The sequence below is a fragment of the Glutamicibacter sp. BW80 genome (assembly GCF_002332385.1).
In the GTDB taxonomy this organism is placed as follows: domain Bacteria; phylum Actinomycetota; class Actinomycetes; order Actinomycetales; family Micrococcaceae; genus Glutamicibacter.
This window is the reverse complement of sequence record NZ_NRGV01000059.1, coordinates 158,361-181,593: the sequence shown is the minus strand read 5'-3', so window position 1 is coordinate 181,593 and position 23,233 is coordinate 158,361. Positions and strand designations below refer to the sequence as shown.

At 56.5% G+C, this 23,233-nt stretch carries 26 protein-coding genes; 13 read left to right on the top strand and 13 right to left on the bottom strand.

Annotated elements, in window-relative coordinates; translation table 11 throughout:
• Nucleotides 1-426: 426 nt before the first annotated feature.
• Nucleotides 427-681 carry a 3-keto-5-aminohexanoate cleavage protein gene (locus tag CIK76_RS16195; protein WP_255248515.1) on the bottom strand — a complete coding sequence of 85 codons (255 nt, stop codon included), beginning with the start codon at nt 679-681 and terminating at the stop codon, nt 427-429.
• 393 nt (nt 682-1,074) lie between these two features.
• On the opposite strand from CIK76_RS16195, the gene truB reads away from it, so the two are divergent.
• The 7 genes from truB to CIK76_RS16160 all read left to right on the top strand — a co-directional run bounded on the left by truB (nt 1,075) and on the right by CIK76_RS16160 (nt 6,047).
• Nucleotides 1,075-2,001 carry a tRNA pseudouridine(55) synthase TruB gene (gene truB / locus CIK76_RS16190; protein WP_255248514.1) on the top strand — a complete coding sequence of 309 codons (927 nt, stop codon included), beginning with the start codon at nt 1,075-1,077 and terminating at the stop codon, nt 1,999-2,001.
• Nucleotides 2,002-2,037: 36 nt separating this feature from the next.
• The gene (locus tag CIK76_RS16185) at nt 2,038-2,415 is read left to right on the top strand and encodes a hypothetical protein (RefSeq protein WP_096288285.1); all 378 of its coding nucleotides are present in this window, start codon (nt 2,038-2,040) and stop codon (nt 2,413-2,415) included.
• Nucleotides 2,412-2,882: a hypothetical protein gene (locus tag CIK76_RS16180; protein WP_096288283.1), complete on the top strand. Its 471-nt coding sequence runs from the start codon at nt 2,412-2,414 to the stop codon at nt 2,880-2,882. The genes CIK76_RS16185 and CIK76_RS16180 overlap by 4 nt, the downstream gene beginning before the upstream one ends.
• A 62-nt stretch (nt 2,883-2,944) precedes the next feature.
• Nucleotides 2,945-3,898: a bifunctional riboflavin kinase/FAD synthetase gene (locus CIK76_RS16175; protein ID WP_096288281.1), complete on the top strand. Its 954-nt coding sequence runs from the start codon at nt 2,945-2,947 to the stop codon at nt 3,896-3,898.
• A 4-nt stretch (nt 3,899-3,902) separates the two neighbouring features.
• The gene (locus CIK76_RS16170) at nt 3,903-4,691 is read left to right on the top strand and encodes a class I SAM-dependent methyltransferase (protein WP_096288279.1); all 789 of its coding nucleotides are present in this window, start codon (nt 3,903-3,905) and stop codon (nt 4,689-4,691) included.
• Between the two features lie 104 nt (nt 4,692-4,795).
• Nucleotides 4,796-5,065, top strand: coding sequence for a 30S ribosomal protein S15 (rpsO, locus tag CIK76_RS16165; RefSeq protein ID WP_096288277.1), 270 nt, complete (start codon nt 4,796-4,798; stop codon nt 5,063-5,065).
• A gap of 229 nt (nt 5,066-5,294) precedes the next feature.
• The gene (locus CIK76_RS16160) at nt 5,295-6,047 is read left to right on the top strand and encodes a YceI family protein (RefSeq protein ID WP_096288275.1); all 753 of its coding nucleotides are present in this window, start codon (nt 5,295-5,297) and stop codon (nt 6,045-6,047) included.
• Between the two features lie 359 nt (nt 6,048-6,406).
• Here the strand turns inward: CIK76_RS16160 and phnE are convergent, their stop codons facing one another.
• The 4 genes from phnE to CIK76_RS16140 all read right to left on the bottom strand — a co-directional run bounded on the left by phnE (nt 6,407) and on the right by CIK76_RS16140 (nt 10,241).
• Complete coding sequence (gene phnE / locus CIK76_RS16155) at nt 6,407-7,285, bottom strand: phosphonate ABC transporter, permease protein PhnE (protein ID WP_255248513.1); 879 nt, start codon at nt 7,283-7,285, stop codon at nt 6,407-6,409.
• Nucleotides 7,282-7,986: an ATP-binding cassette domain-containing protein gene (locus CIK76_RS16150; RefSeq protein WP_255248512.1), complete on the bottom strand. Its 705-nt coding sequence runs from the start codon at nt 7,984-7,986 to the stop codon at nt 7,282-7,284. The genes phnE and CIK76_RS16150 overlap by 4 nt, the downstream gene beginning before the upstream one ends.
• An 87-nt stretch (nt 7,987-8,073) precedes the next feature.
• Nucleotides 8,074-8,970 carry a phosphate/phosphite/phosphonate ABC transporter substrate-binding protein gene (locus CIK76_RS16145; protein WP_096288271.1) on the bottom strand — a complete coding sequence of 299 codons (897 nt, stop codon included), beginning with the start codon at nt 8,968-8,970 and terminating at the stop codon, nt 8,074-8,076.
• A 59-nt stretch (nt 8,971-9,029) separates the two neighbouring features.
• On the bottom strand, nt 9,030-10,241 hold the full coding sequence (locus tag CIK76_RS16140) for a TIGR03364 family FAD-dependent oxidoreductase (protein WP_096288269.1): 1,212 nt from the start codon (nt 10,239-10,241) through the stop codon (nt 9,030-9,032).
• 153 nt (nt 10,242-10,394) lie between these two features.
• On the opposite strand from CIK76_RS16140, the gene CIK76_RS16135 reads away from it, so the two are divergent.
• The 3 genes from CIK76_RS16135 (at nt 10,395) to CIK76_RS16125 (ending at nt 13,205) form a co-directional block, all read left to right on the top strand.
• Nucleotides 10,395-11,156, top strand: coding sequence for a GntR family transcriptional regulator (locus CIK76_RS16135; protein WP_096288326.1), 762 nt, complete (start codon nt 10,395-10,397; stop codon nt 11,154-11,156).
• A 20-nt stretch (nt 11,157-11,176) separates the two neighbouring features.
• Nucleotides 11,177-11,875, top strand: a complete 699-nt coding sequence (locus tag CIK76_RS16130; protein WP_096288267.1) for a phosphonatase-like hydrolase — start codon at nt 11,177-11,179, stop codon at nt 11,873-11,875.
• 232 nt (nt 11,876-12,107) lie between these two features.
• Nucleotides 12,108-13,205, top strand: a complete 1,098-nt coding sequence (locus tag CIK76_RS16125) for an alanine--glyoxylate aminotransferase family protein (protein WP_096288265.1) — start codon at nt 12,108-12,110, stop codon at nt 13,203-13,205.
• Nucleotides 13,206-13,466: 261 nt separating this feature from the next.
• Here CIK76_RS16125 and CIK76_RS16120 read toward each other — a convergent pair whose 3' ends face one another.
• Genes CIK76_RS16120 through CIK76_RS16105 form a run of 4 tightly spaced genes read right to left on the bottom strand, consistent with a single transcriptional unit; the run spans nt 13,467 to nt 17,298 of the window.
• The gene (locus CIK76_RS16120; RefSeq protein WP_096288263.1) at nt 13,467-14,630 is read right to left on the bottom strand and encodes an alpha-hydroxy acid oxidase; all 1,164 of its coding nucleotides are present in this window, start codon (nt 14,628-14,630) and stop codon (nt 13,467-13,469) included.
• Nucleotides 14,631-14,659: 29 nt separating this feature from the next.
• Nucleotides 14,660-15,424, bottom strand: a complete 765-nt coding sequence (locus CIK76_RS16115) for an amino acid ABC transporter ATP-binding protein (RefSeq protein WP_096288261.1) — start codon at nt 15,422-15,424, stop codon at nt 14,660-14,662.
• Nucleotides 15,421-16,383: an amino acid ABC transporter permease gene (locus CIK76_RS16110; protein ID WP_217990417.1), complete on the bottom strand. Its 963-nt coding sequence runs from the start codon at nt 16,381-16,383 to the stop codon at nt 15,421-15,423. Before CIK76_RS16110 ends, CIK76_RS16115 begins: the two co-directional genes overlap by 4 nt.
• A 6-nt stretch (nt 16,384-16,389) precedes the next feature.
• On the bottom strand, nt 16,390-17,298 hold the full coding sequence (locus tag CIK76_RS16105) for an ABC transporter substrate-binding protein (RefSeq protein ID WP_096288259.1): 909 nt from the start codon (nt 17,296-17,298) through the stop codon (nt 16,390-16,392).
• A 224-nt stretch (nt 17,299-17,522) separates the two neighbouring features.
• Here CIK76_RS16105 and CIK76_RS16100 point away from each other — a divergent pair, with 224 nt between their 5' ends.
• The 3 genes from CIK76_RS16100 to CIK76_RS16090 all read left to right on the top strand — a co-directional run bounded on the left by CIK76_RS16100 (nt 17,523) and on the right by CIK76_RS16090 (nt 19,483).
• Nucleotides 17,523-18,209, top strand: a complete 687-nt coding sequence (locus CIK76_RS16100) for a GntR family transcriptional regulator (RefSeq protein ID WP_096288257.1) — start codon at nt 17,523-17,525, stop codon at nt 18,207-18,209.
• A 122-nt stretch (nt 18,210-18,331) separates the two neighbouring features.
• Nucleotides 18,332-18,808, top strand: a complete 477-nt coding sequence (locus tag CIK76_RS16095) for a hypothetical protein (RefSeq protein WP_105554759.1) — start codon at nt 18,332-18,334, stop codon at nt 18,806-18,808.
• Between the two features lie 234 nt (nt 18,809-19,042).
• The gene (locus CIK76_RS16090; protein ID WP_096288253.1) at nt 19,043-19,483 is read left to right on the top strand and encodes a DUF4282 domain-containing protein; all 441 of its coding nucleotides are present in this window, start codon (nt 19,043-19,045) and stop codon (nt 19,481-19,483) included.
• A 154-nt stretch (nt 19,484-19,637) separates the two neighbouring features.
• Here CIK76_RS16090 and CIK76_RS16085 read toward each other — a convergent pair whose 3' ends face one another.
• The 4 genes from CIK76_RS16085 to CIK76_RS16070 are packed head-to-tail and all read right to left on the bottom strand — an operon-like array spanning nt 19,638 to nt 23,178.
• Nucleotides 19,638-20,039, bottom strand: coding sequence for a universal stress protein (locus CIK76_RS16085; protein ID WP_096288251.1), 402 nt, complete (start codon nt 20,037-20,039; stop codon nt 19,638-19,640).
• Nucleotides 20,036-21,658, bottom strand: coding sequence for a tripartite tricarboxylate transporter permease (locus tag CIK76_RS16080; protein ID WP_255248511.1), 1,623 nt, complete (start codon nt 21,656-21,658; stop codon nt 20,036-20,038). The genes CIK76_RS16085 and CIK76_RS16080 overlap by 4 nt, the downstream gene beginning before the upstream one ends.
• Nucleotides 21,659-22,162 carry a tripartite tricarboxylate transporter TctB family protein gene (locus CIK76_RS16075; protein ID WP_096288249.1) on the bottom strand — a complete coding sequence of 168 codons (504 nt, stop codon included), beginning with the start codon at nt 22,160-22,162 and terminating at the stop codon, nt 21,659-21,661.
• On the bottom strand, nt 22,159-23,178 hold the full coding sequence (locus tag CIK76_RS16070; RefSeq protein WP_176484262.1) for a tripartite tricarboxylate transporter substrate-binding protein: 1,020 nt from the start codon (nt 23,176-23,178) through the stop codon (nt 22,159-22,161). The genes CIK76_RS16075 and CIK76_RS16070 overlap by 4 nt, the downstream gene beginning before the upstream one ends.
• Nucleotides 23,179-23,233: the final 55 nt, after the last annotated feature.

Here is a 23,233-nt window from a genome sequence, read left to right as displayed (position 1 = left end):
GTTGCTGTTGAAGGCGGGGCACTATTTCCACCGGGAAATTAGCGCCCCGCCTTCAACCATTTAGAACCAGAGTGAACCGTGCTGTGCGATGCGCCATTTTTAACGGTAATAAACCGCCAATTGAAACTAACAGTCACACATCATTGACGAAGGAGATGGACACGGCGGTAAGAGCATGATTGAACAATGGGACCACGCGAACGCCAACCTCATCTCCGATCAGTTCCGGAAACGTCCGGAGGATTCGAACAAGTAGTGCCGCTAGCCCGGCTATACCTGAGGCGTCGGCCAAACCCGATCGCCGCTCAATAGGGGGCTGCGCTTAGCCCGCTTGAGCTGCTCAAGGCAGACGCAGACTGTGCTGCGCAATCCTTGAGGAGCCGGAGCCAAATTTTCGTTTGCGTGTTTCGAAAGCTTGCCAGGGGGCTAGAAGGCTACGTTTTCACGCCCCTTGAGCGCCAGCATTTCGCGTGCTTCATCGGGAGTGGCCACCTCAAAATTCAGTGCTTCGAGGATAGTTCGGATACGGGTCACCTGTTCGGCATTCGACGCCGCAAGCTGCCCCGGGCCGATCCACAGCGAGTCTTCTAGACCCACACGGACATGGGAACCCATCGCGGCGCCAATCGTCGCCAGCGGCATCTGATTTTTGCCGGCTCCAAGAATCGTCAGTATGAACACGAGGGACAGTAGCGGTACTCATCCCTAGAGTCCAGCGTTGAGTTCACCCAATTGCGGGAATGCTAGTTGTGTCAAAAACCAAGCGCTACGGGTAGCCCCGAGCGCAGTAAGCAACCCGCCAAGAAAAGAATGAACTTGATCAGTTCGCGGGGTTCTAGTCTGTTATCTGGCATTGGGTCCTAGGAAATTCTCTTCCTTCCAGGTGCTTCGAACCTATCGAGCCGGGGTTCTCTGTCCACCGCTGAACTTAGGCACGGAATGATCTGTGCTTGCCGCGCCGGGAATGAAATTTGGATTGGATTTCTATTCGTAGCCGATTTTCGGGACGAGGGCTGTGGCCGCATGACACGCATCACCGCAAGGGCGGCCTTCATAACGCCTATACTGGTAGGCGTGAGTAAAGCCGGGCAGAACACTGAAGAGCAGGCCTCGGGCCTCGTATTAGTCGACAAAGATCAGGGAATGACCTCCCATGACGTGGTGGGCCGAATCCGTCGGCTTGCAGGAACCCGCAAGGTAGGCCACGCTGGCACCCTTGATCCCATGGCAACGGGTGTCCTGGTGATCGGTGTTAACAAGGCAACACGTCTACTGACCTACATTGTGGGACACGACAAGACCTACACCGCCACCATCCGTCTGGGACAGAACACCGTCACCGATGACGCTGAAGGCGAGGTTATCTCCGAACGCATTGCGGCAGCGGTGACCGACGAGGATATTGAACGCGAAATCGCCAAGCTTCGCGGCAATATCGAGCAGATCCCAAGCCAGGTCTCGGCGATCAAGGTAGATGGCAAGCGTTCCTATGCTCGAGTCCGTGCCGGCGAGCAAGTAGAACTCAAAGCCCGCCCGGTCACCATCTCCCGCTTCGACATCCATGAAATCAGCCGCGAAGTGGGTGGCAAGGTGTTGGACGTAGACGTCACCGTCTCCTGCTCATCAGGAACTTACATCCGGGCATTGGCCCGAGACTTGGGCGAAGCGCTCAACGTTGGCGGTCATCTCACCGCGCTGCGTCGCACCGAGGTCGGCCCATATCCGATAGCAAAAGCAAAGCGTTTGGAACAGCTCGCCGAAGAGTTCGAGATCCTCTCGCTCGACAAGGCAGCCGCGGCTCTATTCCCAAGCCGCGAACTGACCGAAGACGAAGCTTCCGAGCTCTCTTACGGACGAACCATCACCGCTTCCAAGAATGTTATGGAACTGCCCGAGGGCGAGCTCGTAGCGGCTTTCGCACCGGACGGCGGACTGGTGGCACTCATTGCAGATAAGGGCGAGAAAGCTCGCGGCCAAATAGTCTTCACCGGAAAGCAGTAACTCATTTCTTCGTGAGACTTTCAGAAAGGCTCAGTCTTGTTTGCCCTTAACGGCTTCTTTATCGCCGGCGCCATCGTGTGTGCGCTCGCCGTGTTGCTCGGAATCATTGCCACCATCATCCGGCGTTATCCGGATGATTGGGCGTTGATCGCAACAGCAGGAACCGAGATTTTTCTGATTGTCTATGCGGTAGCTGCGGGTATTCGCCAGGCCGGGGGAGAAGCTATTCTCGGTGAGCCTTGGGAATTCTGGGGTTATTTGCTGACCGCGGCAATCATGCCGCCGATAGCGTTCTTCTGGGCGGTCAGCGATAAGAGCCGCTGGGCAAATACAGTACTGGCTGTTTCGGGAGCCATCACATTTGTTATGTTGTTCCGCATGGAGCAAATCTGGCACGTAGGAGTTGTTGCATGAGCGAGAAACCACGTAATTCACGCATCGTACAAGCTGCGCAAGCTCGTGGCGTTGACAAAGCGCCACGTCCGGGAAGAACCACCGGACTGGGCCGCATTATTATCGCCGTTTACGGTGTGCTAGCGCTTTCGGCCACAGTGCGTGCGCTGTACCAGATTTTCTTTCGTGACTTCTCTGAAGCCCCGCTGGCTTACCTTTTGTCATTGCTTGCAGGTCTGGTTTATATCCTCGCTACTTTTACTCTGTCCTCCGCTAAGCCAGGGGCTTGGAAGCTCTCCCTGTTTGCGGTGAGCTTCGAATTGCTGGGCGTGCTCGTGGTTGGATTGCTGTCCTTCGTGCTACCTGATCACTTCGGCCACGACTCCGTGTGGAGCTACTTCGGCAAGGGTTATGGCTATATTCCGCTGGTGCTGCCACTGATTGGTTTGTGGTGGCTCTTCCGTAACCGTAATGAGCGTCACGTCTAAAGACGTGCAAGAATTACCTCGGTAAACTATTTATCTTTCGTTGCAGAGTCAAGAGGAGCAAAGTGCACTATTGGAAGGGCCTGGACTCAGTCCCCACGGATATGGCTCCCGCTGTCGTGACCATTGGTAACTTCGACGGCGTCCACCTCGGGCATTGTGAAGTTCTAGATTCTGCGGTCTCGCATGCCAAAAGGCGCTCGGCTAAATCGGTAGCGATCACCTTTGACCCACATCCAGCACAGGTGCACCGCCCTGACTCTGCTCCCGAGCTCATCATGGGTCTGGAAGATCGTATCGACACCTTGGCCAGTGTTGGCCTGGATGCGACTTTAATGATCAACTACACCCTCGAATTCGCCGAACAGTCGGCCGAAGAATTCGTGCATTCCATCATCGTAGAGAAGCTCAATGCGGTGGCAGTGGTGGTGGGCCACGACGTCCGCTTCGGCCATGGCAACTCCGGCGACTTCGACTTCATGCGCGAGCTGGGCGCAAAATACGGTTTTGATGTCATCGGTGTCGAAGACGTAGGCGATAAGCGTCGTCTTTCCTCCACGTGGGTCCGCGAAGAACTGGCGGCAGGCAACGTCGAAGCCGCAGCGGCCATCCTTGGACGTCCGCACCGGATGCGCGGCGAAGTAGTCCACGGGGCAGCCCGTGGACGCGAATTGGGGTTCCCCACAGCAAACCTGGCGCCAGAGGCTGCCGGTATTATCCCGGCAGATGGCGTGTATGCCGGCTGGGTGATCGACGAAGCCGAAGTGCGCTGGCCTGCGGCCATCTCGGTGGGTTCGAACCCGACCTTTGACGGTGTTGCGCGCGTCGTCGAGGCCCACGTGATTGATCGCCCCGTAGAGGGCTACGAGGAATTTGACCTCTATGGCCAGCAAATTGTTGTTGAGTTCATCTCTCATCTGCGCCCCATGGTGGCCTACCGTGGCATCGAAGCGCTGATCGAGCAGATGAATGAAGATGTGGTCCAGGCGCGCAGCGTGCTGGCCACCGAATCCCACTAGGAACATGCCGGAAATTCCTTCACTGCCTCGCCGTGCGTTCACCATGAAACCCGAGCGTCGCGCGGACCTGGCCTCCGCATATGAGGCTGGGGCCGCGAATTACGACAAAATTCGTCCGGCGTATCCACGCGAAGCGTTGGAATTTACAGTTTCCGGCGATTTCGTGGAGCGCGCCATAGACATCGGTTGCGGGTCTGGAATTTTCACCGAACAGCTCCTCGGGGCGGGGATAGATGTCTGGGCGGTGGATCCGTCCGAAGACATGCTAGCCGTGCTCAAGGAGCGCATACCGCAAGTGCATACGGTATGTGCCTCCGGAGAAGCGACCGGGATGCCGGAGAATAGTGCGGATTTGATCACCTATGCCCAAGCCTGGCACTGGGTTGATCCGCCTCTTGCTAGCGCCGAAGCCGCCAGGTTGTTGCGCAACGATGGTTCGCTTGTTTTGCTTTGGAACCAACTGGACGTAGAAGTGCCTTGGGTTCATCGACTGGCTCGCATCATGCATGCCGGGGACGTGCACCGTCCGGAAATTGCGCCACCGCTAGGCAAAGAATTCGACACCCCGGAATCGGGGATCTGGCATTGGCCGATGGAACTGGACCTTCAAGGCATCTTGGAACTGACTCGTTCGCGCAGCTACTACCGGCGCTCCAAGGAAGAAACCAGAGCCAAAGTTGAGCAGAATCTGATCTGGTATTGGTGCGAGCATCTGGGCTTTGAAGCGGCACAAATCGTCGAGGTGCCCTATCTCACCCATGCTTGGAGGGCGCGCCGACGGGTCCGTCGGTGATATGATTGTCGATGGTTCTCGCTGCAGTCCGCGGTTGCGAGACGCCGTCGTGAGTGTCTGACGCTCACACCGAATGAAACGCGGTCCAACTCCAGGAGTTTGTTATGGCATTAGATGCCGCAGTAAAGAACGAAATCATCAAGGCTTACGCCACCCACGAGGGTGACACCGGTTCGCCTGAGGTTCAGATTGCCGTTATGTCCCGTCGTATCAAGGACCTGACCGAGCACCTGAAGATGCACAAGCACGATCACCACACCCGCCGCGGCCTGATGGCTCTGGTTGGTCGCCGTCGTCGTATGCTCGGCTACCTCAAGAACACCAACATCGAGCGCTACCGTGCGCTGATCGAGCGTTTGGGCCTGCGCAAGTAGTCTCACGCTTCGGTGTGAACATCCCCGCTTCCCTTCATGGGGGGGCGGGGATTTTCCTTTTGGCGCCTTTGAAGCTGAGATGTGGTGTTCCAAAACCGATTCCCTGTTTAGCGGCTGTGGATATTTGGTGAAGTCCTATGGATTCCACACCGACTCACATTGCCGATGGAACAATTGAATGGTCAAGTAAATTGTCGTCGAAGGACGGCGTGATCAATCGAGAGTTGCAATGACAGAGCAGACAGATTCAGTCCAGTCCGTCGAGAAGAAATCCAAAAAGATACGGCGAGTATGGATTATTGCTTTGGCAGCAGTAGCCATTATTGCGGGCGTCTTTATTGGCAGTCGTATCTATGCCTCCACCGTCTCGGCTCAGGCCGAAGACGTGCCAACACTTTCCCAGACCCCTGCGGCTGAACAGTCCAACGGTGCGCCGGAAACTGGCAGTGATTCGAGTGCCGGGGACACCTCTGGAACTTGGTCCGTCGGTTCGGGTTCCTTCGCCGGATACCGTCTCGATGAAGTTCTCAACGGTGCCGACGTGACAGTCACTGGGCGTACCGAAGACATTACCGGGTCTCTCACAGTTCAAGAAGATCAGCTCATCGCAGCGGATCTCACCCTGCAAGTGGATACCATCTCAACTGACTCCGACCGACGCGACCAGTACTTCCGGACTACTGCCATCGATACCGAGCAGTTCCCTGAAGCAACCTTCAGCCTTGTCGAACCAGTTGACGTGTCTGCGTCACATGTCGGCGGCGCTCAATCTTTCAACATGACTGGTGAACTGACTCTCAATGGACAGACCGTTGCGGTGACCACTGACGTGGAGGCCGTCTTTAATGACGGACAGGCCCAGCTGGTCGGCCAGATACCTGTGAACTGGGCCGACTTCGGTGTTGAAGCCCCGGACTTGGGATTCGTTGCAGTAGAAGATGACGGATTCATCGAGTTCTCATTAAACGTCATGCAGCACTGAGCTGCGAAAGCTCAATAAACTCGTATTGTGCAGAGGGCTTAGCGGCGGCACACACCTCTTGCAGGTTCCTGCCGCTGCCTTGCCTTTGGTATTAACCGAACCGTTGCTACTGGCACAAGAAATTACCGACCGGTACGGAAAATATGTGGCGGTTATGCCGACAACCTTTTCAAGAAGCAATGCTCCATTTAGGTTCTAGCAGTTCTGCTCATTGCTGTCGCCGAGCACTGAGGAATCGGCTGAGAATTGGTGGCGCGAGTAGATCATTGAAAGCAAAAGATCGCCCAGCTCCTGCGGGAGCCGGACAATCTTAGCGAACAGTTGGTTGGATCCTCCGAGCGGAAAACCCGCGAGGCGTCCTAGACTGCCAGCCTGCGGCGGATAAACCCTGAGGCCTGGTCCACCACGATAATAAGCAACAGAACGATGATGATGTGGGTGAGCATGGTGTCGAACTGGAAAGACTTGATCGCCTGATTGATGAGCAAGCCAATACCTCCGGCACCCACCAACCCCAACACGAGTGACGAGCGAACGTTCACGTCGAAGCGGTACAGCAACAAGCCAATAAACTGAGGGACAACCAGAGGCAGGGAACCATGCGCTATCTGTTGCAACCTTGATGCACCGGTCGTGGAGAGGGCCTCTTGCGGACCATGGTCAGTTTCTTCCATTGACTCCGCCCACAACTTTCCCATCACGCCAGTATTGTGGCAGATCAGTGCCAGCACCCCGGCAAATGGGCCAAGCCCAACCGCGGTGACGAAGATCAGCGCAAAGACGATATCTGGTACCGCCCGGAAGAACGACAAAATCGCACGGGAAATTTGGTAGGCCAGCGGATGTGGGGAAGTGCTACGCGCCGCCAAAACTGCCAAGAGCAATGCAGTAGGAATGGATAACGTGGTACCCAACAGGCCAATCCATAGCGTGACGAGGGTGGCCTCCAACCCTGGCTTCACGACGGTTTCCCAGTTCAGATCCGGCGGGAAGGCATCACCGAGAAAACGTGCCATGCCCCGCCAACCCTCAACGAGTACTGCCGGGTCAAAATCCGTGCCACGTATAGCCAAGAGATGCAGTATCACGATGAGGACAGTGGCCGCGCCCCAGAGCAGGCGTCTGCGTACTCGGTTCCGGTCGTGTGGCACGCTGAGCGTTGCCGGCCGGGAAGCTATGACTGAGCTGGACTCGTCCATGGGGTGACTTTCGATTCGAGGTTCAATCTGCAGGCTCATGCTGCGCTCCGTTCAGGGGAGTAGAGCGTATCCAGGACCGGTTCGTTCAACGAGCTAGCCGGACCGTCAAAAATAATGCGACCGTGCATCAGGCCAATAGCGCGATCCGCGTGGCGCAGTGCCAAATCTGGTTGATGCAATACCGCTGCGACAGCTAGGTTCTCCTGATGGGCGAGTTCGGACAGCAGCTCCATGATGTTCTCCGCAGCATGTGGGTCTAGGGCGGATACCGGTTCATCGGCTAACAACACTGAGGCCCGCTGGCAGAGTGCTCGGGCCACGGCTACACGTTGCTGCTGCCCTCCCGAAAGGCGTCCGACTTTATCCAAGGCACGGTCTGCCATCCCCACCCGATCAAGACAAGCCATGGCTTCTTCACGTAATTGACGAGAGAAGAAAACCGGAGTGATCGAAGCTAATCCGGAGACGCGTGCCAAACCTCCAGCGCAAACATTTTCCAGCGCCGTGCGGCGTGGCACCAGATGAATTTTCTGGAAAACCATGGCGGCCCTACTGCGCGACTCGATCAGGGCCCGGCCATGGAGCGTTGCCAGATCGGTTCCCTCAAGCTCAACGATTCCGGAATCCGGTGCGGATAATCCGGCAACACATTTAAGCGTGGTCGACTTACCAGATCCGTTGGCCCCGAGGAAGGCAACCAGCTCTCCGCGGTTCACATGGAAGTTCACTTGGTCTAGCACTTTGCGGTCATTGAATGACTTTGCCAGACCGGTAACTGTTAGCGCTCGAGCGGGAGTTGAGGGTGGGGCAGGAACTGAATCGCGCACTTAGAGGTCCTTCTCGGTTAGGCCCATTTCGGCGGCAAGATCAAATAATGGCTGATAGGTATCCTTGGTGACTTCGAGCAGCGGACCTGGAGGAGTGACATCAAGGAATGCACCTACCTGGGCGATGTCCGCCTCGGGCAATTCAAGCAATGCGGTCTTGACTGCTTCCTTCAGCGCCGGATCGGCATCGGCACGAATGGTGATGGGGTCATTGGGGATTGGTTCAGAGGTCCAGATCTCGCGGTAGTCCGCAGGGTCGAAGGTTCCCTCAGCCTTTGCCACGGCCAGGGTCTGCGAGTTAATCTGGGCGGCGTCAACAGTGCCGTTGGTCAGCGCGAGCAATGACTCGGGGTGGCCTCCGGCATAGTTCAGATTCAGCTCGGATTCGGCAACGCCCGCGGTCTTGAGCGCATAGCGGGGTAGCACATCCCCGGAGGTGGAACCCACACCGCCCAAGGCCAGATCAGCATCGCGAAGCTGCTCGATGGAGGTAATATCCGAGTCCTTGGGAACCCAGATGCCGGCCGTGTAGGTACTCAACTCGCCCTCAGCGGTGCCGAAGGATACCAGTGGCTCGGCACCTGCCTGCTCGCTTGCGAAGACATAGCCCACGGGACCGAACTGACCTAGATCCAGCTTGCCATTGCGCATGGCGAGCACTTCGGCCGAATAATCTTCGACTACCTGCATCTCAACTTTGCAACCCAACTCACGTTCAAGTGCATTTGCCAGGACCCCATAAGCGGGCTCGAGTTTCGCTGGGGCTTCGAACGGTTCTATGCCAAACATCAGCGGACCATCGGCGCAAAATGCCGGGACGTCAGTTACCGCCTCCGATTGGGTCTGCGGGCTACCGCAGGCCGACAACGCTACGAGCCCTAGGGCAGATGCCGCCACTGCGACGGTGCGTGAAAGTTACATGATTACTCCTGAAGAAAGAAATGGGTAACTTTGTGTCACTTCGATGGGGCGCTCAGCGAGGGCTCCTGAATGAGCGAGCGAACGTTGCGGTCGGCCAAGCCGAAGGACAGCGTCATACCGACACCGGCGGTGACGGACACTACGGTGATGGCCTCGGCGACGTTGTGAATCAAGAGCGGTCCAACGTCGCTGGAGGCATAGACTCCCTGCCAGCGTTCGAGAATGCTCAGCGGTTCGCGGTGAAGAACGGATTCGATGGAGCTCAGCAGGGTGTTTGAAATGTCTTCCTGGATAAAAGGCGGATGGGTCAATTCGTAGTCGTGAGAGTCGCCTAAGAGCAGCGTTCCATCCGGCCGCTGGGTAAACATCACATTTGCTTGAATATCCAATAGGTTTTGATGCTTGGAGCGCACCTCGGCGCGTAATTTCTGAGCCGAGGGGACCTCGGTGAACGCTTCATAGCGCAGCATTGACGTTGCGGTGAGCACCGCTGGTTCTAGTTTGAGATCTGCAGGGCTTTCGGAACTTGCCATCTGCAGTGCGCAGCGCTTGATACGGTGTTCTTCGGCCAGAGCGGGGAACAAATAATCAACGTCGTGGCCCACACAAACAAATATCTGATCCGCTTCGATAGGCCCCCGGCTGGTCTCGACTCGAGCGCGGCGCTGCTCTCCGATGCCGAAGCCGAGCGCCGAAGTGTTCCAACGTACCGAAGCCTGTGGCAGCGAATCGATCCACCCTGCCAATTTCGCAACTGTGGTTCGGGGATCCACACGAAGGTCATCACGCAACATGGCACCACCGAGGAGCCCCTGGGTTTCGGAACGCCCCAGTTCGTGAGCGACTTGGGAAGCCGTGAGCAAAGTGATCTGACCAGGGGCACGCCGATCTGACAGCTCGCGCAGGATCTGAAGCTCGGTCGGGGTGGTAGCCACCACGAGTGCTCCGGACTCGGCGGCCCAGAAACCTGCGCGATCTGCGTAGTCCAACCACAAGGGCCGTCCGGCTTGAGCTAGCTCGTAAAGTTCACCGCTTTGGGCAGTAATGCAGCAGTGGCCGAAATTGCGGACGGACGCGCCGACTGCTTGGTGGTCACGATCGATGACGAGGACAGAGAGCCCGGCATCGACCGAGCGGGCGGCGTGGGCCAAGCCTACGATCCCGGCGCCAATGACCACTACATCGGCATGCATGGCGTTGGGAGTTTCGTTGTGGAAGGTGTTTTCGTTGATCACAAAATTGATCATGCACTTCTTCGGAGAGCCTATTCAAGCTAAAACAGCACTTGTCTATACAAGTTTGATTAGTGTTCAACTTGCGGGCCATCCGTTTACCTAGGATTCGTTTCGATGTCCATGAAAACCGCGAATTTTCAGTAGTCGCACTTGTATGATCAAGTTGTGAGCCCGAACAAGAACTATCCAAAGCATCAGCAATTAGCCGCCGACCTGAGGCAGCGTATTGCGTCAGGACAATGGCGAGAAGGAGACAAGCTTCCAAGTGAATCTGAACTGTGTGCCTTAGTCGAGGCTTCACGAGGTACCGTTCGCCATGCCCTCGCCACCCTGCGCTCCGAGGGACTCATTGCCGGTGGGCAAGGGAAGCCGCCTACGGTGGCGCACACCGTGCCGTCCCAGTCCTTCAGCACTTTCATGTCCTTTACCGAATGGGCTCAATCGATTGGACGCTCTCCGGGACAGCGCACGGTGGAACTCGCCCGACGCGTTGCCGACTCGATCGTGGCAGAGCAGATGGGACTCAGGGCGGACGAGAAAGTGATTCAAGTGCTGCGACTGCGACTGCTGGACGAAACTCCGGCAATGGTTGAACGCTCCAATTTTGCGCTGGAAGCCGGGCGACTATTGTTCGATTTTGACAGCGACTCAGGATCCATTTTTGGGTACTTGCGTGAGCAGGGAGTCGATCTCTCGCGCGGACGGCACACAATTGACGCAGTCGCCGCGGATGAGACGGATGCCGAACTTCTAGGTGTTCAAGTGGGCACACCGCTACTGCGCGAACGACGGATCACCTCGTCGCGTGCGGGAGAAATACTTGAATATTCCGATGACAGGTACCTACCGCAGCTTGCAAACTTCAGCATCGAAAATACCAGCGAGCATCGTGCCGCACTAACTCGCGTCCCGAGCTCAGTTACCTAACAACACCTTGGAGTAAGAACATGATCGAACTGATCGCCTGCGACATGGCAGGAACAACCATCGATGAACATGCGGATGTATACAGGGCGCTGGAGAATGCAGTGCGCGAAACCGGAGTGGACGTATCGCCTGAAAACCTGCAGACCTGGATGGGGGCGGAGAAGCGTGAAGCCATTACCGCGCTCATCCGTTTGGGTGGTGGAAAAGCGGAAGAACAATTAGTAGCGGAAACTTTTAATCGCTTCCGCGAATTACTGTTTTCCTACTATGCTCAGAACCCTCCGGTCGCCCTTCCTGGTGTAGTAGAGGCTTTCGAGATTTTGGCGAAACAAGGCGTGAAAATCGCTTTGACGACGGGATTCTCAAGAGATGTGGCCACCGATTTGCTCAACGGCCTGGGCTGGCGAGTTGGAGAGGGCGGGTTGCTTGATGCCGTAGTCACCGCCGATGAGGTGGCAGCTGGCCGTCCTGCGCCGTACATGATCCACCGGGTGATGGAACAGACCGGAGTACTAGACGTGGCGAAGGTGATTGCTGTCGGCGATACGGTCAACGATCTGCAGGCGGCGACGAACGCTGGAGCCATTGCGGTGGGAGTGCTCACCGGGAAGCTTGGACGCGCAGACCTCGAACTGCACCCTCACGATGCGATCTTGGAAGGTGTGCGAGAGCTGCCCGATTTTATGGCGCAACTGGGCGCTGCCCGCGTACAGGCGTAGGTGATTCAGACTCGTTGACTCGGAGGAAGGACCAGCCCAGAGTGGTCCTTCCGCTGTTTCGTGCAGGGTAGCGGGAGTCGGCGCGAGTATCGTCATTGAGGTTCGAGCGCAACGGTGTCGATAGCGCAATGCAATTCGACATCCGACATACGAAATTTAGTTTTCGCTATCAAGCGTTTTTGGTTCTAAGGTGAAGGTAACGCACGCCCACCTTGAATGAAAGTGAGTAGTCATGAGCACGACTGTTCTGCAACGTCATTTGTTCGGCCCAGGTCCCTGCAACCCATATCCAGAAGCAACCGCCGCGCTGGGGCTTCCCTTGCTCGGTCACCTGGATCCAGCATTCATTGCCCGCATGGACCGTGTAGGCGATGGACTGCGCACCCTATGGGGGACCAAGAACACTCGTACCTTGCCGCTGAGTGCTACCGGCTCCGCTGGCATGGAAGCCGCTTTCGTGAATACCATCAATCCAGGGGATGTGGCAGTCATTGCCATCAACGGGCTGTTTGGTGAGCGCATGTGCGAGGTTGCCTCGCGCGTGGGCGCCGAAGTCGTACGTGTGGACCACGAGTACGGAACACCTATCGACGCCGAGCGAGTCGCCGCGGCACACCCGAATCCCACCGTAATTGCTGGCGTGCATGCTGAGACGAGCACCGGAGTAGTTTCCGATATTGCCGCACTCGGCGCCATCAAAGGTGATGCCTTGTTGATTGTGGATGCGGTGACTTCCATTGGCGGAATGCCGGTCTTGGCAGACGAGTGGGGAATCGACATCGGCTACGCTGGAACCCAGAAATGCATTGGTGTTGCGCCCGGTCTGGCACCCTTCACCATCTCTGACCGCGCGTTTGAACGCCGCGTTCAGAAGCCCCAGTCCTGGTACCTGGATCTCGGTCTGCTCGGTGGATATGCCACCGGCGCAAGCGGCGGTGGGCGCACCTACCACCACACGGCACCAGTTGCCATGGTCACTTCGTTGGAAGCCGGCATCGACCGGATCCTCGCCGAAGGCCTGGACGCAGTGACCACGCGCCATCAGGAAGCTGGCAAGCTGTTGCAAGATGGTCTCGAGGCCATGGGCTTGGAATTATTTGCAACCGAAGGCTACCGACTTCCGCAATTGACTACGGTCAAGGTTCCAGAAGGGACGGACTCGGCCAAGGTCCGCGGCTACCTGCTGGAGCGTTTCAACATTGAAATCGGTGGCGGCGTCGGACAGTACGCGAACACCGTGTGGCGTATCGGTCTGATGGGGCCGAACGCTAACCCAACCTCGGTAGCGCTGATTCTTGCTGCGCTGAAGGAAGCAATCGACAAGGCTTAACAGAACCATACTGCGGGTTTCTAGAGATGTGGCGCAGCCTAGTCAGTGGCTGCGATAGCTACCTTGCAGATGTTTGGTAAGTGACTCTGAACCTTGTTCTGGGTGGCGGATTCAGCCTCATGCGGGCGTTCCCGATGGGCAACCCGTTCTTGGCTAAGCATGCAAAAGGTTCGCCGCGGTCCCGGTTCCAAGGCCTATTGCTTGGAACCGGGACGAACCGCGTCTTGAGAACCTGTATTCGCTCGCGTGCCGGACCTTTTGCTAAACGTAGTCGTTGATTCGACTACGCAGCGCGAAGACCGACTCGTCTATTGATTCCACGCTGGTTTTTCCGACGAAACCCATGGCGCCTTTGAACTCGTCGTGCAGAATCTTGAAGGCCTTGCTCACCGCTGGCTCACCACCGGTCGCCAAGGCGTAGGCAAATGGGCGTCCCGCCATTACAGCGGTGGCACCCAGCCCGATTGCCTTGACGATGTCATGTCCGCGACGTATCCCGCCGTCAAGGTAGATCTCGGCCTTTCCATCCACAGCTGCGACGATCGAAGGCAAAACGTCGATGGTGGCTGGTTGCGCGTCGAACTGTCGACCTCCATGATTTGAGATGAAGACGCCATCGGCACCTTCGGCTACCGCTCGCGCGGCGTCTTCGGCATCCATGATGCCCTTGATCACCAGCTTCCCGTCCCACTGCTGGCGCAGCTTAGCGAAATCCGCCCAATCAGCACTCGAATTCTTGTTGCTGGCCATCCACTGATTCATTTGATCCATGCGGAGCGCTTTGCCATCGATGGAGTAGTTTCCATAGGTCATCTTGCGCCCGGTCAGCCACCGGTAAATCCATCGTGGTCGCATTGCGGTCGTGAAGTAGTCGAAGACTGGTGGTTTAGGCGGCATGGAAAGACCGTGGCGCATATCGCGTTCGCGCTTGCTCGACGATCCGACGTCACCGGCGACAACCAAGGTTTTGACCCCGGCATTCCGCGCTCGTTGGATGTAGTTTTCGGTTTCGGCTGGATCCTTCCAGAAAGCGACCTGGGCCCAGAGCTTGTCCCCGGCTATGGGAGCGACTTCCTCGAGGGCGCACCCCGCCCAGGCGCTGTGAATGAAAATGGAGCCCGCGATGACCGCGGCACGGGCTACCGCCAGGTCTGAGCCAGGATGGAAGATGGTCAGCATGCCCATGGGGGCCACCAGCAACGGAAAGTCCACGGGTTGCTCCAGGACCGTTGCTTCGGTGGATAATTCGCTCAAGTCCACCATTGAGCGTTGCCTGAGCATCAGGGCATCGAGGCTCTCGCGATTGGCGCGAGTGGTGATCTCATCCAACGCCCCACCGTCTAAATAGTCGGTGATCATTTTTGGAAGGTGCCAGCGCGAAGCTTTTCGGTAGTCATCGATGCTGACGATCCATTTGTTACGCATGGTGTGAATACTCCAATTTGGGGCTGGCGCTAGAGGACTTTTGAGAGAAACTGTTGTGTGCGTTCGTGCTGCGGATTGCTGAGAACTTCGCGAGGGTGACCCTGCTCGACCACGTAACCGCCGTCCATAAATACGAGATTGTCACCGACCTCTCGGGCGAAACCAATTTCGTGTGTCACCACGATCATGGTCATGCCGGCTTTGGCGAGGTCGCGCATGACATCAAGGACTTCGCCAACGAGCTCAGGGTCCAACGCCGAGGTCGGTTCGTCGAAAAGCATGAGTTGGGGTTCCATGGCTAGGGCGCGGGCGATTGCAACACGTTGTTGTTGTCCACCAGAGAGCGCAACCGGGTAAACGTTGGCTTTTTCTGACAAGCCGACTCGTGCCAAGAGTTCGTTGGCCCGGGCAGTCACTGCCTTGCGACTCTCTTTTCTGACGCGGAGCGGCGCTTCACAGATATTTTCGAGAACGGTCATGTGCGGGAAGAGATTGAAACTCTGAAAAACCATGCCGATGTGTTCGCGTGACGTGGCAATTTCGGTTTCGTTTTGCTTGTGCAAGCTGCCGTTCTTGATTTTCACCCCGATGGGCCGACCATTAACTTTGATGTATCCTCCAGTCAGGGTCTCCAGCTGATTGATGCAACGTAAAAAGGTCGATTTGCCCGATCCTGAGGGGCCAAGGATGCATGTCACTTCACCACGATTCACGGTGAGATTGATCCCCTTGAGGACCTCTAGCTGTCCGAAATGTTTCTGGACTTCATAGGCCTCGGCAATAACGTCATTCATGGCTGAACTTTCTGGACTATTGGTTGCGATCGTTTCAGCGGATTGAACCGGGCAGATAATTTCTGTGGTGCCCGATTGCCCGAGCCGCGGTTGAAATGCCGCTCAATATAGAACTGACCCAGACTAAGGATGCTGGTCACCGCTAAGTACCAGAGACTGGCCGCAATGAGCAGCGGGATAGTTTTGAAATTCGAGCTGTAGACCATTTGCGCAGAATATAGTAGTTCGGGGAAAGCTAAAACGCTGACCAGAGAGGTTGTTTTGAGCATGGAGATTGTCTGGTTTCCCGTGGGCGGAATGATGATTTTCATGGCTTGAGGCAATACAACACGCCATAGAATAAGGCCGCGCTTCATGCCTAGTGCCTTGGCTGCCTCTGTCTGGCCCTTATGCACACTGAGCAATCCAGCACGAACGATTTCGGACATGTAGGCGCCCTCGTTGAGGCCTAGCCCGAGAATTGCCGCGAGGAAAGGCGTGATCAAGGTGTTGGCATCAATTGAGAAGAACTCGGGGCCGAAGGGAATTCCCATCTCGATCCGGGGATAGATCGCTGCGATGAATCCCCAAAACAATAGCTGGACGAACACCGGAACGCCGCGGAAGAACCAAATCATGAATGCAGCGACCGAGGCTACAACATAATTCGGCGCCAATCGCGCGAGTGCCAACAATACGCCGGCCACGATTCCGACGACCATGGAGATGACCGTCAGGATCAGTGTGTTGACTAGACCCGAAAACAATCGTTCGGAGAGGAACCAGCTGAAGACCACGTCCCACTCATAACGTGGGTTAGTGATGAGGGAGTAGGCCACGAGTGCTACCGCGCCAAGTACGACCGCAGCGGTTAACCACATCATTCTGTGGCTTTCGCGCGGTCTGGTCATCAGCAGCTCGTGGTGTTTAGCATCCACTGGTTGCCCTGTGGACTCGGGAGTTTTAGATACGCTGGTCATGAAAACCTACTGCGCCTTATTGAACGCAAAGTCACTTATTGCACCGTTGCCTACGCCCCAACCGTCCAGGATTTGCTGGTATCGACCGCTTTTCTCCAACGATTCAAGACCTAGCTGTACCGCTTCTTCAAGGCCGGCATCCTTGGCAAATGCGATGCTGACAGGTGATACGTTCTTTTCGCCCAGGAGCTCTACCTCGCCGCCCTGTTTGATGGCGTAACCAAGTGTTGGCCCGTCTACGTAGACGGCATCGATTCGTCCGGAAGTTAGCGCGAGAATTGGTGCCTGCATGTCTGGGTAGGTCATCACGTCGATGGCCGGTTGGGAATCCGCGACGCATTTTGCGGACGCTTCAGGTACACGCTTGAGATCTTGGAAGGATCCCTTGAGCACCCCTACCTTGACGCCGCACAGTTCATCAACATTGAGTTTCTTTGGATTTCCTGGAGTTACCCCGATGCCACTACCGGACTGGTAATAATCCACGAAATCCAACACCTTCATGCGTTCCTCTGAAGGAGACATTTGTGAAACCACGAGATCAAATTTTCCGGCAGATACCCCGGGAATGATTGCATCAAAGGTGCCGCTTTCAATGGTCAGATCAATTCCCATGGCGTCACCGAGCGATTGCGCCAGGTCGGCATCGACGCCGACTATCGTGCTTCCATCATCCGCGATGAAGTGCAACGGCGGTGAACTCTCGCTCATCGTCACGGTGAGTTTGCCACTGTCCTTGAACTTCGCGGGAAGTGCATCATGCGCAGCTTGGTCTACCTCGACTTGGATCGCTTCGTTGGCGGCGGGCGATTCGGCTGACTGTCCAGAAGGTACTTCTGGATTTGAACAGCTTGCCAATGAGAGCGCGAGCAGGCCAGTGAGGGCCAATGAAGGGAGCTTGAATTGCGAGCGCATGTTCGTGCCTTATCTGTCGTGAAGTGATGGACGGGTGGGAACTGGGCCAAGCGGATCGTGAAAAACACCTGCGAAACACGCTAGTGATGCATGTCACCCCGATTCCCGATATCATGTACCGTACATCGTGCACGATTCTGAAGCAATAGCAGATCCTCAGCGGTCTCGATGATGAATTGGCAATAAAGGATGAAGAGAAAACATACGTTGGATAGGATTTCGTCATGAACGCATTGCCGTCGGAAGATACGACCCCGCTAATCGCCGCGCGTCCGATGCTGGCAGACCAGGTCTTTGACGCGATTTTGGTTCTCCTTCTGGACGATAAACTGCCCACCGGTTCGCAGCTGAGCATTGACGGATTGGCCAAAAAATTCCAAGTTTCCTCCACGCCGGTACGTGAAGCGCTTGCGCGTCTGGAAACCACTGGCATGGTTCGACGGGAAGCATTGCGCGGATATCGAGTGGCGCCGGAACCGACGGTCGATGATGTACAAAAAATAAATGCGGCCCGTGCAATGCTAGAGCCGGGTATGGCACGGCTCGCCTGCGAGAACCAAAGCGAGACGCTGGTGAGCGAACTCCTAGCTTGCAATAGCGAGTTGAATGAAGCGCGGGGCGGTGAAGCCTTCGCGGACTACCGTGCCTATTGGAAAGCCGATGAAAAGTTCCACCGAAGTCTCGCCGAGGCCGCAGGTAACGAGTTCCTTTTCAGGGCCTATTCCGCCATCGAGGGGCATATCCAGAGGTTCAGGCTGGTTGTGCAAAATTCGATGAGTGGTGAACACACCATCGAAGAGCATGAACGGATTATCGAAGCTCTCATTACAAAGGACTCCTCGGCTGTGCACGCGGCGATGGAAGCGCATATTTCAGGTATTGCGCAGCGAGCCACGCAAAGCTATTCCTAGTGCACAGTGGGTGCACTATCCAAGGCGGGCTGGATGCCGCCGGCGATTGTCGCCGAGCTGGTCAAGCACTGCGATCTAGCCGTGTCGACTTCGAAGGCGTCAAGTTGAAGCGGGAAAACAACATGCACTCCGTGACTCGAATCCGCGACTGCGTGACCGGCCTCAAGCTCATTCGAAAGTACAAAGGCAAACTCATCCCCACCAAACTGGGCAGTTCATTGGCTCAGGACCCGCAGGCCATGGCGGAATACATGATCGAAACTCTCCGTGCGGTAGCCAATATGGATGTTTACGTTGATTCGGGGTTCTCCGAATGGGCAATTCGTGCAGGAGGCTATCGACCCGACAAGTTTGGCTACGGTGGTGAGCCGGTGAAGAACTATGTGGACGTGAGCGAGACTCTCGCGAACTTTGGTACTACGATCCCGATGCGCAGGGCCCGGTTTCGCAAGCCACCTATATCCCATGTGTCGAGCCGTGGTTCAATATTGGTTGCCTCATCGATTTCCGGTATCCACGGCGTGAAGAAGGCGAAGAAAGCGATCTCAAACTACAGCAGATCTCGCGATTCATTCTCGAGGCGTAGGCAACAAGACTAATCTTCAGATCGACTTGAATGGTGGATCGTAAAACGCCGTCTTGAGCAGCTCGTCTAAAACTGCACGTCTAGTAGAAACTATTGGACGCCGCTGAAACTCAAGATGAACATTGTCGATGACTTTCTGTTTATCCAACCCAGTAGAAAATAGTTTGTCATGCGTCAGGGCAATCCCTTTGGTTTGCGGTAGCCTCTTACAAGTCAGTTGAGTCCATGAAAGAAAGTTGGCTGCACAGTGAAAGCATTATTTGATTTCGGGTTCCGTAAATTTGTCACGCCGTCAATTATCAAGATCGTATACATCTTGATCATGATCATGCTGGTCGTGTCCTACCTCGGGTTCACCATCGCCGCCTTCAACGAAGACGCCATCTTTGGCCTCCTGGTGCTGTTAGTTCTCGGCCCGCTCTTCGTTTTGATCTACCTCGTGTTTGCTCGCGCATGCTTGGAATCGCTGATCGCGCAGATTCGTACCGCTGAAAATACGTCTGAACTTGTGCGCCTGGCCGGTGGAACGCCACCAAACGAACTATCGACGGGAATAGTTCCACCAAATCCTGCCGGACCATCGACTACTAACATCCGCCCGGCAAATCAAGCCGACCCGACTCGTCCGGTCAACCGACAGGACCCTGAAGACGGATCAACCCCTCCAACCAATCCATACAAGTCCTAACTGCTTGTAGGCCATGCCGGGCACGGAAGTATACGTGCCCGGCTCTGCTATTCGCACGGGGCCAGTTCGGCGTCCAGAGAGTAGCCAGAAAAGCCGGAGCCGGGTGCGCAAAGACAATTGTCTTTGCGCACCCGGCTTCAACGTTCTAGATCCTCTACCAGGCGTTGCCAGCCTTTACCGAGAGGACCGGGCACCCGGACTGCATCAGGATGCGTTGCGCGGTGCTACCCATAATAAACTTGCCCACTGTGCTGCGCTTGCGCAGCCCGATGACTATGAGCTGTGCTCGTTGCGCTTGTGCAACTCGCAAAATCTCGTCCGCTGCATCACGTCCCTGGGTGGAGCGTTCGATCCAGAAGTCGAGGCCCGCTGAGGTGAGCTGCACTTCCAGTAAATGAAACTCCCTAGCGTCGATTAGACGATCATCTACTAATGCATCTCCCTTTGACGAATTGACCACTACAAGTCGTGCTTGCGCACGTTGTGCCTCGATGATTGCCTGATCTAGAGCTGCCTCGCCCTGTGGCGAGGGGAGATAGCCCACAACAATTGTCATGATTTGTCCTTTCCGTCCTGCTCGTCATCGGCCGAATGACGTGCTCCGGTTGGCAGACGAAGTTCTGTCTTTTCCAACTCGTCTTCGCTGATGGCTCCGCCGGCGGCTAGACCTGCGGTGAGCTCGGAGGCGCCGCCTCGTGCCTTGCCAATCATCTTGAGGACCGTTGGGATGAGTAGCAAGATGGCAATGATGATGTAGATCGTCACCGCTACCGGCTCACTCCAAAGCCCGGAGATTTCACCGGCGCTGAGCTGGAATGACTTACGCAGTTGCTCTTCGGCCATGGGGCCAATGATCACGCCGAGGACTAACGGGAGGATTGGCAGCCCAAAGCGACGCAAGGCAAAGCCCAGCAGGCCGAGCAGCAGCAGAAGCCACAAGTCCGCGGTTTGCATGTTCACCGAGAACGCGCCCAAAGTGGCGAAAAACAGAATGCCTGCGTATAAGAACGGACGCGGGATCTTCAGCAGCTTCGCCCACAACGGGGCAAGCGGAAGGTTGAGCAACAGCAAAAGGGTATTGCCAATGAACAGGCTGGCAATCAGCGCCCAAACCAAGGCCGGCTCATTTTCAAAGAGCAAGGGGCCTGGTTGAATACCCTTCATGGTCAGGAAAGCGAGCATGACGGCTGCGGTCGCGTTAGTGGGCAAGCCCAAGGCGAGCATCGGCGTCAGCGTGCCAGCGGCCGAAGCGTTGTTCGCTGCCTCCGGGCCGGCGACACCTTCGATTGCACCGTGCCCGAATTCCTCCGGGTGCTTTGAAAGCTTCTTTTCCGTGACGTAGGAGAGGAAGGTGGGCACTTCGGCGCCTCCTGCGGGCAGTGCGCCGAACGGGAACCCGAAAGCGGTGCCGCGAAGCCATGGCTTCCATGAGCGTTTCCAATCTTCCTTGCCCATCCAAGGACGTCCAACAGGTATCGTGCGTGCAGGATTGCGCCGGAGGTGAGCTGCGATCCATAGCGCCTCGCCAATGGCGAAGATCGCCACAGCAACCACTACGATATCCATGCCATCGATCAACGGGGCAAAGCCAAAGGTCAAACGGCTCTGTCCGGATACCGGGTCCATGCCGACCAAGCCAATGGCGAGGCCAAGGCCAAGGGCCGCGAAACCTCGGATCTTTGAGGAACCGAGAACCGCGGTAACCGTAACCAGGGCGAGGACCATGATGGCGAAATAACTCGGAGCGCCAAGGCTTACCGCAAACTTCACCACAAACGGTGCCACGGTCACCAGCAAGGCGGTGCCGATGGTGCCTGCAACGAACGAGCCGATAGCAGCTGTAGCCAACGCCTGGGAAGCACGCCCGGCCTTGGCCATCTTGTGGCCCTCGATAGCCGTGATAACCGTGGAGGACTCGCCCGGTGTATTGAGCAGAATCGAGGTGGTCGAGCCGCCGTACATGCCGCCATAGTAGATACCAGCGAACATGATCAGTGAGCTAGAAGTTTCCATGCCATAAGTGACCGGCAGCAACAGCGCTACGGCCATGGCTGGGCCAATCCCGGGCAGGACACCTACGGCCGTACCTAGGATCACGCCAACTAAAGCGAAGAGCAGATTGATGGGAGTGAGCGCCGAAGCGAAACCCTCCATCAGCAGATTCAGTGTTTCCACTTACAGCACCCCCGAGAGAATTCCGGCCGGCAGCTTGATGCCCAGACCCAAGTAGAAGCCGTAAAAGGTACCAAGCGACATGGCGATTGAGATTAGCAACGTCAGCAAGTAGCGGCGGCTTCCTAGGGCAACGGCTGCTCCGAAGAACAGTATGGTTCCCGAGATGACCCAGCCGGCTGTGTTGATCAACAAGATGTTGACCACAAATACTGCCAGCAGCGGAAGGACGACCTTCCAGTCCGAAGGCTGGCTAAGGTCAACGTCTTCGCCTTCCTCGCCCTCGGCGAGGTTTCCGCGGAGCACGGTGATCGCCAGAGCGATAGAAGAAAGTACCAGGATTCCCGCAACCCCGTACGGCAGGGCCTTTGGGCCCACCACGTCGGACTGGGAGTACGTCACATGCAGCTGCGACGCATCAACGAACACGATGATTCCCACCAGAAAAAGAAACGCGGCGAACAGGAGTTCGACGCGCTTCTTTTTCGCTGTGGTTACTTGGCTCACGCCAGACCCAGGGTCTTGAGCACGTTGGCTACGCGCTCGTCCTGTTCGCTGAGGAAGGTCGAGAACTCGTCGCCGGTCATGAACGCGTCGGTCCAACCGTTGGTATCCAGGGCTTCCTGCCATTCATCGGACTCGTGCATCTTGGTGACCGCTTCGGTCCACTTGGTCTTGTCCTCGTCCGAGATCTCCGGTGGAGCGACCAGGCCGCGCCAGTTGGAGAAGACCAAGTCAATATCGGATTCCTGCAAGGTTGGTGAATCAACGCCTTCCAAGCGTTCTTCGCCACTGGTCGCCAGCACACGAACCGACCCCTCTTCAATCTGCTGCATGTATTCGCCTGCACCGGAAGCTGCAAAGTCGAGCTTGTTGCCCAGGATGGCCGGCAGCAGATCGCCACCACCGTCATAGGAAACGAAGTTCACGTCCTTGGGATCAATGCCCACGGCTTCGGCCAGCTGCATCGGCAGCAGGTGGTCGGGTCCGCCCGGAGACGAGCCGCCACCGACCGAGAGTTTCCCTGGATCCTTCTTCCACGCAGCTACAAGATCGTCAATGGTCTTGTATGGGGAATCCTTGGACACCATGATTGCGCCCGGCTCTTCGATGAGCTTTGCAATCGGGGTGGTCTCGGTCAGCTTGGCTTCAGATTCATTGGTGTAGCTTGCGCCCACCACGCCCAAGCCCATGAGCATCCCTAGGTCTCCGTTGCCTTTTTCGTTGACGATTCGAGCAAGGCCAACGGTGCCGCCAGCACCGGCAAGGTTGAAGACTTCGAGGTTGGAAGCGATTGCTGCGTCATCCATGACTTTGGCTGCCACACGGGCGGTGGTGTCATAACCGCCTCCAGGAGTGTTTGGAACCATAATGCGCAGGCCCTCCAGCGGGCCGCTTGCGGCGGAGCCGGAGGCGCTTGGATCGCTGCCAGAGCTAGTGACGCCGCAACCTGTTGCGGTCAGTGCGAGCGTTGCAGCGGCGGCTACCGCTGTCAGCATGCGGAGTGACTTGAAATTCTTCATGGATTCAGCCTTTGTCTTCATTGGGGTGCGAATAGTTCAACACTAAGCAGGTGAG

Bases quoted from the DNA above. Each gene is read 5' to 3' on its own strand.
- CIK76_RS16115 (WP_096288261.1), bottom strand. From the start codon at position 15,424: ATGAATGACGTTATTGCCGAGGCCTATGAAGTCCAGAAACATTTCGGA.
- CIK76_RS16105 (WP_096288259.1), bottom strand. From the start codon at position 17,298: ATGCGCTCGCAATTCAAGCTCCCTTCATTGGCCCTCACTGGCCTGCTC.
- CIK76_RS16110 (WP_217990417.1), bottom strand. From the start codon at position 16,383: ATGACCAGCGTATCTAAAACTCCCGAGTCCACAGGGCAACCAGTGGAT.
- CIK76_RS16125 (WP_096288265.1), top strand. From the start codon at position 12,108: ATGAGCACGACTGTTCTGCAACGTCATTTGTTCGGCCCAGGTCCCTGC.
- CIK76_RS16100 (WP_096288257.1), top strand. From the start codon at position 17,523: ATGAACGCATTGCCGTCGGAAGATACGACCCCGCTAATCGCCGCGCGT.
- CIK76_RS16095 (WP_105554759.1), top strand. From the start codon at position 18,332: ATGCACTCCGTGACTCGAATCCGCGACTGCGTGACCGGCCTCAAGCTC.
- rpsO (WP_096288277.1), top strand. From the start codon at position 4,796: ATGGCATTAGATGCCGCAGTAAAGAACGAAATCATCAAGGCTTACGCC.
- CIK76_RS16120 (WP_096288263.1), bottom strand. From the start codon at position 14,630: ATGCGTAACAAATGGATCGTCAGCATCGATGACTACCGAAAAGCTTCG.
- CIK76_RS16140 (WP_096288269.1), bottom strand. From the start codon at position 10,241: ATGATCAATTTTGTGATCAACGAAAACACCTTCCACAACGAAACTCCC.
- CIK76_RS16085 (WP_096288251.1), bottom strand. From the start codon at position 20,039: ATGACAATTGTTGTGGGCTATCTCCCCTCGCCACAGGGCGAGGCAGCT.
- CIK76_RS16160 (WP_096288275.1), top strand. From the start codon at position 5,295: ATGACAGAGCAGACAGATTCAGTCCAGTCCGTCGAGAAGAAATCCAAA.
- CIK76_RS16070 (WP_176484262.1), bottom strand. From the start codon at position 23,178: ATGAAGAATTTCAAGTCACTCCGCATGCTGACAGCGGTAGCCGCCGCT.
- CIK76_RS16130 (WP_096288267.1), top strand. From the start codon at position 11,177: ATGATCGAACTGATCGCCTGCGACATGGCAGGAACAACCATCGATGAA.
- CIK76_RS16170 (WP_096288279.1), top strand. From the start codon at position 3,903: ATGCCGGAAATTCCTTCACTGCCTCGCCGTGCGTTCACCATGAAACCC.
- CIK76_RS16180 (WP_096288283.1), top strand. From the start codon at position 2,412: ATGAGCGAGAAACCACGTAATTCACGCATCGTACAAGCTGCGCAAGCT.
- phnE (WP_255248513.1), bottom strand. From the start codon at position 7,285: ATGAGCCTGCAGATTGAACCTCGAATCGAAAGTCACCCCATGGACGAG.